This window comes from Amycolatopsis echigonensis, assembly GCF_002846615.1.
GTDB lineage: Bacteria > Actinomycetota > Actinomycetes > Mycobacteriales > Pseudonocardiaceae > Amycolatopsis > Amycolatopsis echigonensis.
Genome location: NZ_PJMY01000003.1, coordinates 4785140 through 4797506 on the forward strand (window position 1 = coordinate 4785140; position 12367 = coordinate 4797506).

Genomic DNA, 12367 nt, shown 5'->3' on the forward strand with positions numbered 1-12367 from the left:
TCGCGGCGCGGTGGCGCCATGCCTGAAACCAGAAGGGAGGCCGGTCATGAGCACACCCCCCTCGACACGCACGGACACCGCTGGCACGGCGACCGCGCCACCGGACGCCTGGGCCCAGCGGGGAGGCAAACAGGAGCCGCCGTCGCGCTGGAAGACCGTTCGCCCGTCTCGGCGGATTCCGTACCTGCTGCTCGGTGTCGTGTTAGTGATCGCCTGCGCCGCCGCGGCGGTGATCGTGTCCATCCAGCTTGACAACCGACAGCCGGTTCTGGTGTTGGCTCGTCCGGTCACCGTCGGCCATCTGTTGTCCGCACCGGACTTTCGGCAAGTCTCCGTGTCTGCCGATGTCGGGCTCGACGCAGTACCGGCCGCCGAGTCGTCCACTGTGGTCGGTCGCCCTGCGGCGTTCAGCTTGCCTGCCGGCACACTCCTGACCCGTGGCTCGCTGGGGCCGCCGGCGATCCCGGTTGACGGCCAGGCAATTGCCGCGGTGGCATTGAAAGCCGGACAGTTCCCGCCAGCGCTCGCACCTGGTGCGCGGGTCGCTGTACTGGTGTCTTCTGGTTCAGCTTCGACCGGGACAGCGAGTAGTAATCCCGGACAGGTTGCGGTTCCGATCGCGCAGTGGACTGCGACGGTGAGCGATGTCGGTGCGGGCCCGGACCCGCAGAGCACGGTGGTCTCGTTGCAGTTGCCAGAGGCGAACGCCCGCCAGCTCGCCGCCGCTCCGGCAGGCCAGGTCAGTCTCGTCGCATTGAGCGGAGGCGGCGGCTGATGTTGATCGCTCTGTGTTCGCTGAAGGGGTCGCCCGGGGCGACGACCGCCGCTCTCGCGCTGGCGGCGCGATGGCCGGCCGAGCAGACACCGGTCGTGGTCGAGTGCGATCCTGCGGGCGGAGACCTGGCCGCGCGGTTCCGGCTGCCCTCAGCGCCTGGGCTGGTGAGTTTGGCAGCCGCAGCACGCAAGAGCGCGGAGGCGTCGGTGCTGTGGCAGCACGTCCAACGCCTGCCGGCTGGACTTGGGGTGATCGCCGGTCCGGTTGGTGCGGAGCAAGCTCGTGCTGCCTTGGGCGTTCTCGCGCCACGGGGCGCTTCGGTCTTGCGCGCCGCAGGTGATCAGCCTGGCGTGGTGGTGCTGGCCGACTGCGGTCGAACAGCCCCTGATTCACCAGCTCTGCCGATCATCCGGGCGGCTGATGCGATGGTGCTCCTGGCTCATGCCCGCGATGACGAGCTGTCTCATGTCGCCGGCAAGCTCCGAACCGCGGCGACGTGGAATTCGCGACCAGGCTTCGTTCTTGTCGGTGACGGCTATGCCACGGCCGAGGTCGAACACGAACTCCAGATCGGGGTCTTGGGCAGGCTTCCTCACGACCCCAAGGGCGCTGCGGTGCTGTGCGGGTACAGCCGGAACGGGCCGAGTCCGGACCGCTCGGCGCTGGGGCGTGCGGCGTTGCGGCTGGCGCACGGGCTCGCCTCGGCGCGACGTCTGCATGCTGCGGCGAATGCGCCAGCAGCCTTCGGTGCCCGAGCGAACCACTCTCGTGGTCCAGTCGCCACGCCGCTGTCTCTGCATCGAGCGCGGTCGTCGACGAACGGGACGCGCCCATGACCTCGCCGCACATCTACCCGGGCCAGCAAGCCTCACCTAACGGTGTGTCGATGCCACCGAACCTGCCACCGCCCACCTCTTCATTTCCAGGGCCGACGAGCGTTCCTGGCGTCGACCCTCGCCACGCCGCGGCCGTGGATCGGCTGCGCGTTCATCTTCGCCGAGAACTGTCTCGGCAGTTGTCCACCCGTATGCAGGCCGACGACGATGCCGGCCGTCCTGCGATGGAACCGGGCGAGCGGCGTCGGATGGCGCAGGCGATTCTCGCTGATGCCGCGGAAAAGCAAGCACAGCACGAACTTGACACCGGCGGGGCGGTAGTGCCGCAGGACGTCGAGCAACGTGTTGTTTCCGCTGTGTTGGACGAGATCTTCGGTATGGCTGGCCTCGAGCCGTTGCTCGCGAATCCGGACATCGAGAACGTCAACATCAACGGGGACCGAGTGTTCGTGCGTTACGCCTCAGGCCTGCGGGAACGCCTGCCTCCGATCATCGGCTCTGACGCCGAACTGGTGGATCTGATCCGCGATCTCGCCGCACGCTCCGGTGTGGAGGAACGGCGCTTCGACCGCGGCAGTCCGATCGTCAACTTCTCCTTGCCTGGCGGCGAACGTGCGTCGGCGGTGATGGCGGTGACGGCCAGGCCGTCGCTTTCGATCCGCCGTCATCGGTTCGCTCGAGTAACGTTGCGGGAACTGCGGGAGAACGGAACGGTCGACCTGGCGCTGGAGAACTTTCTCACGGCGATGGTGCGGGCACGCAAGAATGTGCTGGTGACCGGCGGCGTCGCGATCGGCAAGACGACCCTGCTGCGAGCGTTGGCCTCGGCAATCCCGCCGCACGAACGGCTCGTTACCATCGAGGACGTCTTCGAACTGGGACTCGACCACGACCCTGGTCATCCGGATGTCGTCGCGATGCAGGCGCGCGAAGCCAACGTCGAGGGCCAGGGCGAGATTTCACAGTCCGAGCTGGTGTGGCAGTCCCTGCGAATGAGTCCGGACCGGGTCATTGTCGGCGAGGTTCGCGGCCCGGTCGTCATTCCGCTCACCAACGCGATGTCCATGGGCAACGACGGCTCGATGGGCACGCTGCATTCGTCCCTGTCCAGCGGTGTGTTCACGAAGCTCGCCGCCTACGCGGTCCAAGGGCCTGAACGCCTTTCGCTGGAGGCCACGAACCTGCTGGTTGCTTCCGCGCTGCACTTCGTGGTCCATCTGGAGAAGCCCCGGGGCGAGGACGGCAAGCGAGTCGTGTCCTCAATCCGCGAAGTCGTCGGTGCGGACGGCACTCAAGTGATTTCGAACGAGGTGTGGCGCCCAGGGGCTGATTTCCGCGCGATTCCCGGCATTCCGCTGCGGACGGCCACGGTGGACGACCTTGTCGACGCGGGCTTCGACCCGGATCTGTCGGGCCGGGCTGAAGGGTGGTGGAAGCCGTGACTACGACCACCGCGTTGATGGCACTGCTCGGAATTGGTGTCGAACTCGGTCTGCTGCTGATTGTGGCCGCCTGGCGGGGCGTCACTGTGCGCTGGCCTCGTTGGAGCCGGCGCAACAGAGGACAGACCGGACGGGATCCGCTCCGGACGCGGTGGCTGCTCGCGGCCGCGGCAGTGGGCATCGTGGTCGCCATCGCCACGGGATGGCTTGTCGGGGGCGTGCTGGCGGCAATGGCGACCTGGGGCTTGCCGCGGGTGCTCGGTTCGGACAAACAACATGCCCGAACTGTGGCTCGCATCGAGGCGATCGCGTCGTGGAGCGAGATGCTGCGCGACACACTCGCTGCGGCGGCGGGGTTGGAGCAAGCCATCGTTGCCACTGCGGAGACCGTGCCCGAGGCGATTCGCCCGGAGATTCACGAGCTGACGTTCCGTCTCGAACGCGGCGACCGGCTAGCTGCCAGCCTGCGGCACCTGGCCGATCAGCTCGCTGATCCGACGGCCGACCTGCTGATCAGCGCTCTGGTGCTGGCCTCGGAGAAGCAAGCGCGTCAGCTGGCCGAATTGCTCGGCGAACTCGCGACCGAGACTCGTGAGCAGGTGTCCATGCGGCTGCGGGTGGAAGCTGGCCGCGCTCGCACCCGGACCAGCGTCCGGATGATTGTCGGAGTCACGTTGGCGTTCGCCGCCGGGTTGACCGCGCTCAACCGCGGTTACCTGGCTCCCTTCGACTCAGCCTTCGGACAGATCATGCTCGCCGTCGTCGGTGCGCTCTTCACGCTGTCGTTTCTGTGGCTCGCCCGCATGGCTCGTTATCAGACCCCAGACCGGTTCCTGACTGACCTTGACGCACTGCGCGGCCGCGACGGCGCGACAGCGTCCACAGGGGAGGGGCAAGCATGATCACCGCATTGGCAATCGGAGCTGGGTTCGGGCTCGGGATTTGGGCCATCCTGGTATGGGCAGTGCCACCGCGTCCCGGTCTGGCCTCACTCCTGCGGCGACTCGACAACACGCCTACGCCAGCACCGATTACGCCACTGGAACGTTCTGGCTGGGCGACCACGCTGGGAAAGCCGTTCGTCGGGCTGTTGACCGCAGTCGGGCTGCCCAGCCCTGTCGTGCGCAAAGACCTCGCCATGACCGGCAGGCCTGTCCCTGCCCACCTGGCTGACAAAGCGGCACTCGCGATTGCCGGGCTCTTGCTGCCGACGCTCGTCTCGGTCGCGCTTGCGCTGCTGGGCATGCCCCTGGCTTGGGAGGTATCGCTGATCGCGAGCTTGCTTACCGGGTTCATCGGATTCTTGCTGCCCGACATCACGGTTCGGCGCGCCGCCGCGCGCCGACGGGCTGACTTCCGCCTCGCGCTGAGCGCCTATCTGAATCTGATTCGGGTCACTCTCGCTGGGGGTGCCGGAGTGGAAGGCGCTCTTACTGACGCAGCCACGGTTGGCCGTGGCCGCTCGTTCAACCAGATCCGACGTGCGCTGACGATCGCAAAAGTCACCCGCGTCACCCCGTGGGCCACCCTTCGCGCACTCGGGGCCGAACTTGACATCCGCGAGCTCGCCGAACTGTCCGCGTCAGTCAGCCTTGCAGGCACGGAGGGCGCCCACGTCCGCGCGTCCTTGCAAGCCAAGGCATCCGCACTGCGGACACGGGAACTCACCGAAGCCGAGGGCGACGCGCAAGCTGCCACCGAACGGATGAGCCTGCCCGTGATTGTGCTCTTCATCGGTTTCCTCTTGTTCATCGGCTACCCGGCTGTGGCTGCCGTGCTAGGAGGGGTTTGAAAGCCAGGTATCGGTAATCGACACTTATGGGAGGAAACAATGTTGACGCCAATTGTTCTCTTGTGGAGCTTCGTCAAGGACCACGTGCGGCGCCTGCGTGAAGACGAAGGTGGGTACACCACGGAAACCGTACTCGTCACCGCCGCGCTCGTCGCTCTGGCCTTGGTCGTGATCGCTTTGCTGGTGAAAGTGGTCACCGATAAGGCCAACAGCATCCACATGTGAGTCCGCCGATGTGGATCGATGGTGACAGCTCGCCGAAGGCGACAACATCTACGACGCCACGGCTGTTGATGCGTGGAGGGTTGCGTCAAATCTTGGCGGACGAGCGTGGCGCGGCCACGGCAGAACTCGTGCTCGCTACGCCTCTGTTGCTGCTTCTGATCATGTCGATCGCGCAGTTTGCGTTGTGGATGCACGCTTCCCATATTGCTCAAGCCGCCGCATCTCAAGCCCTGTCGACTACGCGAGTGCTGGGCGGGACTACCGCGCGCGGGCAGATCGAGGCCAACCAGATTCTCCAGCAACTCGGCAGTGGCCCGCTGCGCGATCCGCGCGCCATCGTGAGTCGAAGCCCGGACCGGGCGGCAGTGCACGTGGAAGGCAGCGTGATCCAAGTCGTTCCTTTCCTGACACTGACTGCCGAGGGTGACGCTGTGGGTCCGGTCGAACGCTTTCGCTCCGGAGCCCAGCCGTGAGCGCGCGGCGAGTCCGTTATGGACAGCGGTTGCGCTCGCTCCGTGACGACGAGCGAGGATCGGCCGCCGCGGAGTTGGTCCTGCTCACTCCGGGTCTGATCATGATGCTCCTGTTCATCGTCTTCTGCGGACGAATGGCGGATGCCACCCTGCGGCTTGAAGACGCAGCTCACCAAGCAGCACGTGCGGCGTCTCTCGCGCGTAACGTGACCAACGCTCGGAACGACGCTCACGCCACTGCGTCCGCAGCGCTGGCCAATGCCGGCATCACGTGCCGGAGTCTGGCCGTTACCGTCAATACCGCGGGATTTCAGCCAGGGGCCACCGTCAGCGTGGAAGTCACCTGTACGGCGGGACTGTCAGACCTCGCGCTCCTCGGAATGCCGGGAAGCATTCAGCTCTCCGCGTCATTCTCGTCCCCTGTGGACACATACCGCGGCGTCGCCGCCAATGCCGGGGGTACCTGATGTTCGGCACCTTGACCGTCCGGCTGCGACGTCTGCGCGCGGATGAAGACGGACGAGTCACCGCATTCGTCGTCGTGCTGGTCACCGCAATCATCGCATTCAGCGGACTGGTACTCGACGGCGGCCTTGCCCTGGCCGCGAAAATTCGCGCGATCGGCGAGGCGCAAGAGGCTGCCCGTGCCGGAGCGCAAGCCATCGACCTGTCCGCCTACCGTTCCAGTGGAGCCCTGCGGTTGGTGCCCAGACAAGCAACCATTCTGGCGCGCCAGTATCTTGCTGCCACCGGTGAAAGTGGCAGTGTGTCTGTAGCTGGCAACACCGTCACTGTGACCGTGACTGTCAGCCAGCCAACCCAACTACTCGGGTTCGTCGGGATCGGTTCGATCACTGTTACCGGCACAGGACAGGCTCAGCCGCAACGAGGAATGTCCGGCGAAGACCGTGGACTCGTGGTCTCGGAAGGGATTCCCGGTTCGAGCGGAACCATGGGCAGCAGACGATCGCCGCTCAAATTCCCTTGCTGCAGCTTCTTTTCAGCCGCCGTCGAGAGGAAGCCGCGATGAAAGGCCACAGGCAGTCCGCCGCGGCGAAGCCGGTGAGAGTCGTGACGTTCGTCGACGGACCGGACTCCGTGCTGTTGAACCCGTACGTCCCGCCGTCGCGGTGGCGCGCCGAACGCGTCCGCGCCGCGCTGCACCCACAGGTCGTGATCGGTGTGCTGGGCGGTATTGCCTTGACCGCCGTCGCAGTGAGCTCGGACCTGGGCGTTGCCTTGGTCTGCGCCGGAGTTCTCGCGGCGGGAATGGGCGTGGTAATCGGCTGGGATCGTGCCGCCGGATTGCTCACCGAGCATGACCACGACCCTGCCTCCTCGTGCCGGCTGGAACGCCGACGGGGCGAGTTCTTCTTCCGCAGCCGCGACTTCACCGGCCTCGGCGCAACCGATACCGCAGCGCGTGCCATGATCACGGGCGTGGACGAGCTGCGCCGCAGCCCGGCCCGTGCCTGGCTTGGCTCCACTGTCCCACGCGAGATGCATTGCATCGTGTGGCAGACACTCCAGTTCCTGGACCGCACCCGCGCAGCCCGCAGCCTCGCCGACGAACTCGCCGGCGCGCCCAAGTCCGCAGTCGGCGAGCTGGGTGCCGTGGCACGCGAGGCGGTTGCTGAGATCGAGGACGTCCTTAACGAGGTCTTGCTTCACATGCGCAGCTGCCTCGTGTTGACTCGGGCATGGGAAGCGAAGCTTCGGCATGCCAAGCTGGCTGCAGGCACTGAGGCAGCCCTTGCCGCCTTGCCCGAGCACTGCGAGGCCCAACAGTTGTTGCATACCGCGGAAACGTTGGCGCAGCACATGTTCAGCGGCATCACCGCTGCCCGCGACGTCGTTGACGCCGGAAGGTTTCCGTGGGAACAGCCGGTCGAGTCGTGGCCGTCGTCAGAGGGGCATTGCCGATGAGTGCGTTGTCGAGGAATGCCCGTATCACCTGCTGTGGACCGACAGCGGCGAAACCCCGTCGCAACGACGTGCCGCCGAAAGCTGAAAGTGCCGCGCGTCAACGGAGAAGGGAGAAAAATGGCCACCGGTGAGGAGATCGAGCGCCGCGTCGAGGAAGTCGACTCTGCTCGCAGCGCACGACGATCAGCCGCAGCAAAGCAGGTCGGTGACCTCGCGGAGAGGCGATCGGAGATCGCTGGCCAGCTCGCCGCGATCGAAACGCAACTCGGCAAAACCTTGGCCGCTGCCAACGACGTTATTAGCATCGACGAGCTTGCGCAGTTCACCGATGTATCTGCCACTGACCTGGCTCGTTGGTTCGATGGTCAGAAACCCCTTCGCGTCAAAAGCCAGCGATCGAAGGCCAGTGCGGCAGCTGCGAAGGCGGGTCCGAACCACCGGCCAGAATCGACGAAAAGGACAGCAGTCCATAAGTCATCTGCGGCGTCAGAGGTGGGAGCGACTAGCGCCACTACGACGGAGGCGCGTGCACCTGTCCCGCCAACGGTGACCTGACCTCGCTACTCGGCGCGGCACAACTGTGCCGACGCTGGTGGATACCACATCGAGCACGATTTCCACATCGCCACGAAAACGGGCAAGTCATGACCGCGACATCAGAATCAGCGCAACGGAAACCGGCCCGACCATTCGCCGCTGGTCACCGTTCCTGGTTGGTCCTCGCCGCCACGGTCCGAGTGCTTGCCCGTGCTCTTCGCGCTCTGCTGGCAGTCGTCGTCTTGCTTGCTCTGATTGGCGGCTTGCCTACGGCACTCGTTCAATTCATCGGCTGGCCATTGCCCGACCACTTGCCTGCCTGGGACGAAATCCAGAACACCCTGCTCGCGCCGATGTCACCTCAGTTCCTGCTCGACGCCCTGGCTTGCGCGTTGTGGCCCTTGTGGGCCCGGTTCACGTTCGACGTGCTGGCCGCGATCCCGGACGTGGTTCGCTGCGCGCCTTGGCAGCGCTCAGGGGGAAGCGTCCGGGATGGCCCGCTACACGCAGCCGCGGGCGTGCTGGTCGGGACGATCGTGTTCTCCATCCTCAGCAGCCGGACAAGCGCCCCGACCACAACGACACAGGCTGCCGCGCTCGAACCCTCCGCAGACGGACGCACCACCATCGCGACGGCGGTTCACCGTTCTGAGATCCTGTCGACAAATAGACCCGCGATCGTCACCGCCGCGGCGCATACTCGAGCTGCCACGGCGAGCCAGCAGGACATGGAAACTGTGCGGCCACCTGAACACGGTGTGCACGACAGCCTGTGGCGGGTCGCTCAACGCTGCCTTGGCGACGGCAATCGCTGGCCGGAGATCTGGAAGCTCAACCGTGGCACCACGCAGATCGACGGGACGGTGTTCACCACGCCGAGTCTCATTCGGCCAGGTTGGCAACTGCGGTTGCCCGCGCTGACATCCGTCTCTCCCGCGCCGCCCCCTGTCGCAGAGCACCCCAGCCCGCCCGATCGGCCACAGGCACCTGGCCCCGACACACAAGCCCCTTCAACCCCGCTGCCGTCCGTTCCTTCGCCGCCAGCCAAAGCCGCTCCTGCCGCTGCCGTTCCTGGCATTGGGATCTCATTGCCCACCGGTGCTTTTGTCGGCCTGGGACTTGCCGCGCTGATCACTGTCGCGATGATAAGTGTGCGGCTGCACCGCCGAAGCCGTTATCGGCCCAGTGCAGCCGAACCTGATGATCCGGGCGGGGCCCCGGTCGTACGTGCTCTGCGGATCGCATACGACTACGCAACGCTGCCCCACGACGGCGAGAATGCGTCGCGCATCTCGCAGCAGCCCTCCGGTTTCGCGCGGCCTGCTGACCTCGATGCGCGTGACCGCGCGCAGGCCACCGCGCGCGCAGCGTTGCCCACGCAAGAGACGACCGTGCTCGGCCTCCGCGAGGGACAGGCTGTCGCGCTTGACCTCGCCCGCAGCTGCGGGCTCGGACTCATCGGCCCCGGTGCCCACGCCGCTGCGCGTGCCCTGATCGTCGCCCTGCTCGCGCCAGCGGTGAACGGTGGCCAAGGTGCATTCGTGGTCATTCCTGCCGCTGACGCCGAAACCCTGTTCGGTACCGACCTGCCTCTGGGGGCGCCTGCCCGGCTCCGCATCGTTGACGACCTGCCGGCCGCGCTGTCAGTCCTGGAAGCAGAACTCCTCACACGCGTCCGCGACGACGAAGCCGACCAGGAGCATGACGCCGACGACAGGGCGCATGCGGTGCTGGTCGCAACGCCCGCGGGAGATGTCGAGCGACGAATGCAGGCCATCCTCGACAACGGCGCCGGTCTCGGCTTGGCCGGCGTGCTTCTCGGCCAATGGCGTCCCGGCGGCACCGCGCGCGTCCGCAACGACGGCACCATCGGAGCGACCAGCCCGACTCTCGCCGATGCTCTGGGCGGTGCCCGCTTGTTCACCCTGCCCGGAACCGACACCACAGAGCTGCTCGCCCTCCTCCACGCCGCAGAACCGGATGACTCGGAGCCGCCCGGACAGCCTGCGGCCGAGACGACCTCCGTGCGCAGGGGCGAAGACGCCCCCGCACGCCGTGCGGCGTTTGCTGCCACCGACGACGCCGGTGCGGACTGCCCGACACACCAGACGAACTTCGAGTTCATCACCGGCGGGGCGCACGAACCAGCACCCGTAATGTCAGCATTGCCAGCCTCGCCACCGGCGCGCCGCGCGATCGACATTGCTTCCCCGGACGCCACCACCGAGCAGGAAACCCCCGAACTTCCGCCCAACAACGATCCTCGACCCCCGCCGCGTGCCCCTATCCCACCGCGAACAGCCGGCTCATCGAAGGACGGGAAGCCCGCGACCTCTCGGGCAGGCGACGAGCAATCGACCGGTCGTCCGTTGCTGCAAACACCCGCCCACGCCTCCGTGCAGCTCAGCGCCGACGAGGACACGCCGCTGCATCTGCAGGTGCTCGGCCGACTGCGCCTGATGCGCGTTGAACCGAATCCCACCGATCTCATCGAGTGTCTTGCGCCGCGCCAGCGCGAAGTCCTCGTTTACCTCGCGCTGCACCCCGAGGGCGCCCGTCGCGAGGTGCTCGCCGCGGCGCTCTGGCCCGACGCACCAGGCGATCGCCCCTACAATTCTTTCCACGCAACCCTTTCCCAGTTGCGCCGTGGACTGCGTACTGCGACAAGGAATGAGATCACCAACATCACCGCTAACGACGACGGGCACTACGCGCTCGACCGCTCCGTAGTCACGGTGGACCTCTGGGAGGTGTTCGACGCGCTCGCCCTAAGCCGCCACGCAGCAATCGGGACCGACGCGGAAGCCACCTTGCGACGCGTGGCCGAGCTGTACCGAGGCGACCTCGCTGACAGTATCTCCGCAGACTGGATCGACGGACCACGCGAAGCAATACGCCGCGAAGTCCTCGACGCACTCAGCGCCTTGATCCGCACAATCGGCGATGGTGACCCGAAGCAAACGCTCGCACTGCTCGAACAGGCCCGCAGCCTCGATCCGTACAACGAGGCCATTTACCGAGACCTGATGCGAATCCAAGCTCGGCTTGGCCAGTACGACAGCATCTCGCGCACGTTGAGCCTCCTGACCAACTCGCTAGCTACGCTGGACCAGCGTCCTGGCCGCGACACCATCGGGCTCGCCGACTTCTTGCGCCAGCCTCGTGGCAGCCAACGACGAGGCCGAGAAGCGAGCTGAGCGGCAGTTCCCGGTCAGCTACCTGCGTCCGGGCGTGGGGCTAGTCATCGTCCCTCAGCATCATGGTCGCGTTGCTGCGCACGTGGATCTCATCGTCAACCAGGACAGCCACTACCGGCTTGACCAGAACGATCCTGACCGCCGACCTCTGGCGGGCTCCAGGACGCGATTACCGCCAGTCGCCAGGCCTCGGCAACGGCCGTCGCGGCGACGAGCCGTGTCGCCGAGCGGTACCGCGGAGGCCTTGCCGAAGGCATCTCCGCGGAATGGATCGACGGGCCCTGCGACGTCCTCGGCGCACTCAGCACTTTGGTTCGCAAGATCAGAAACCGCAGCCCCGGACAGGCACTCGCCCTGCTGGAACAAGCCCGCCACCTGCATCTGCTCACGCATCATTGGCCGACCTCGACCAACGCCCCGCCCCAAGCGCAGCCTTGTGGACGCCCTGCAGCAGCCGAGAAATCACATATCCCACTGGGCAAGCCAGCTTAATCAGCCCAGTGCCTCGCGCAGCGGATAACCGTGATTCCATCGCGAACCCAACTATCGAAGGCTATCAAACGCGAGCCAACCTCGTTATACTGTGCTGATTCCTCGCGGATACTTTGAGCGTCGTGACGTGAACGTATTTGTGTGATTCCGGGAGACAGCGGAGGCGATCCGCGGCGTGGCCCGAGGCCAGTGCTCTGCAGCGTGTACAACCAGCACGGAGCCGGCGGCGAGCCCGTACGCCTCTCGCCCGTCCATCTTCCTCTCCACCTTCCTCTGCGTCTTCTTCTTCGGACTCCTCTTAGAGAGGAGTCGGGACGTCAAAGCCTTGTTGCAGATCAAGGCTAGGCGGCCCCTTCCTCCGTGTCCTCCGACTTCGGTGCCGGCAGGCACGTGAACAGTCGGCTTGGGTGCCGTGTTGGCTATCTGATGCTCGCACCGCCTTCCGTCCGCAAGTTCCGTTGTGCTGTAGCCATCTTCTTCTTCATTCTCATTCGTCACAGCTTTTCTTCCATTCTTCCTTCTTTTTCATCCTAAGTGACTGCATAGCTCTTTCCCTCTTTTCCTTGCCCGCAAGATAAAACCTAACGATACAGAAATATGACCTCATAGATGTTGACAACCACATAAACGGCGTGGCTGCAAGTGGTGTGATTCGAAAACGGCAAGATATCC

12 protein-coding genes are annotated in these 12367 nt (G+C 65.7%); 11 read left to right on the forward strand and 1 reads right to left on the reverse strand.

The features are described from left to right. Positions 1-46: 46 nt before the first annotated feature. Positions 47-775, forward strand: a complete 729-nt coding sequence (locus tag ATK30_RS27905) for an SAF domain-containing protein (protein ID WP_081655062.1) — start codon at positions 47-49, stop codon at positions 773-775. 389 nt (positions 776-1164) lie between these two features. Here ATK30_RS27905 and ATK30_RS44775 read toward each other — a convergent pair whose 3' ends face one another. Then, positions 1165-1371 (reverse strand): hypothetical protein, encoded by a 207-nt coding sequence (locus ATK30_RS44775; RefSeq protein WP_143271435.1) that lies wholly within the window; start codon positions 1369-1371, stop codon positions 1165-1167. Between the two features lie 236 nt (positions 1372-1607). Here ATK30_RS44775 and ATK30_RS27910 point away from each other — a divergent pair, with 236 nt between their 5' ends. From ATK30_RS27910 to ATK30_RS27950, 10 genes are all read left to right on the forward strand, one after another. After that, positions 1608-3053, forward strand: a complete 1446-nt coding sequence (locus tag ATK30_RS27910; RefSeq protein ID WP_037359949.1) for a CpaF family protein — start codon at positions 1608-1610, stop codon at positions 3051-3053. Then, entirely contained in the window at positions 3050-3955 is a 906-nt protein-coding gene (locus ATK30_RS27915) for a type II secretion system F family protein (RefSeq protein WP_238604462.1), read from the forward strand. The genes ATK30_RS27910 and ATK30_RS27915 overlap by 4 nt, the downstream gene beginning before the upstream one ends. Continuing rightward, the gene (locus ATK30_RS27920; RefSeq protein WP_037359951.1) at positions 3952-4845 is read left to right on the forward strand and encodes a type II secretion system F family protein; all 894 of its coding nucleotides are present in this window, start codon (positions 3952-3954) and stop codon (positions 4843-4845) included. The genes ATK30_RS27915 and ATK30_RS27920 overlap by 4 nt, the downstream gene beginning before the upstream one ends. Before the next feature lie 39 nt (positions 4846-4884). After that, a complete protein-coding gene (locus ATK30_RS27925; protein WP_037359953.1) occupies positions 4885-5070 on the forward strand; it encodes a hypothetical protein in 186 nt (61 codons plus the stop codon). Further along, the gene (locus ATK30_RS27930) at positions 5067-5543 is read left to right on the forward strand and encodes a TadE/TadG family type IV pilus assembly protein (RefSeq protein WP_235079100.1); all 477 of its coding nucleotides are present in this window, start codon (positions 5067-5069) and stop codon (positions 5541-5543) included. Before ATK30_RS27925 ends, ATK30_RS27930 begins: the two co-directional genes overlap by 4 nt. Then, positions 5540-6010: a TadE/TadG family type IV pilus assembly protein gene (locus ATK30_RS27935; RefSeq protein ID WP_268745720.1), complete on the forward strand. Its 471-nt coding sequence runs from the start codon at positions 5540-5542 to the stop codon at positions 6008-6010. Before ATK30_RS27930 ends, ATK30_RS27935 begins: the two co-directional genes overlap by 4 nt. After that, entirely contained in the window at positions 6010-6573 is a 564-nt protein-coding gene (locus tag ATK30_RS27940) for a TadE/TadG family type IV pilus assembly protein (protein WP_308196524.1), read from the forward strand. Before ATK30_RS27935 ends, ATK30_RS27940 begins: the two co-directional genes overlap by 1 nt. A gap of 41 nt (positions 6574-6614) precedes the next feature. Then, the gene (locus ATK30_RS27945) at positions 6615-7469 is read left to right on the forward strand and encodes a hypothetical protein (protein WP_143271436.1); all 855 of its coding nucleotides are present in this window, start codon (positions 6615-6617) and stop codon (positions 7467-7469) included. Between the two features lie 117 nt (positions 7470-7586). Then, on the forward strand, positions 7587-8024 hold the full coding sequence (locus ATK30_RS44780; RefSeq protein ID WP_143271437.1) for a hypothetical protein: 438 nt from the start codon (positions 7587-7589) through the stop codon (positions 8022-8024). A 158-nt stretch (positions 8025-8182) separates the two neighbouring features. Further along, complete coding sequence (locus ATK30_RS27950; protein ID WP_238604463.1) at positions 8183-11203, forward strand: BTAD domain-containing putative transcriptional regulator; 3021 nt, start codon at positions 8183-8185, stop codon at positions 11201-11203. Positions 11204-12367 lie beyond the last annotated feature (1164 nt).

Excerpts from the sequence above, each read along its gene's own strand:
- ATK30_RS44780 (WP_143271437.1), top strand. The coding sequence starts at position 7,587 with ATGGCCACCGGTGAGGAGATCGAGCGCCGCGTCGAGGAAGTCGACTCT.
- ATK30_RS27905 (WP_081655062.1), top strand. The coding sequence starts at position 47 with ATGAGCACACCCCCCTCGACACGCACGGACACCGCTGGCACGGCGACC.
- ATK30_RS27920 (WP_037359951.1), top strand. The coding sequence starts at position 3,952 with ATGATCACCGCATTGGCAATCGGAGCTGGGTTCGGGCTCGGGATTTGG.
- ATK30_RS27940 (WP_308196524.1), top strand. The coding sequence starts at position 6,010 with ATGTTCGGCACCTTGACCGTCCGGCTGCGACGTCTGCGCGCGGATGAA.
- ATK30_RS27925 (WP_037359953.1), top strand. The coding sequence starts at position 4,885 with ATGTTGACGCCAATTGTTCTCTTGTGGAGCTTCGTCAAGGACCACGTG.
- ATK30_RS27910 (WP_037359949.1), top strand. The coding sequence starts at position 1,608 with ATGACCTCGCCGCACATCTACCCGGGCCAGCAAGCCTCACCTAACGGT.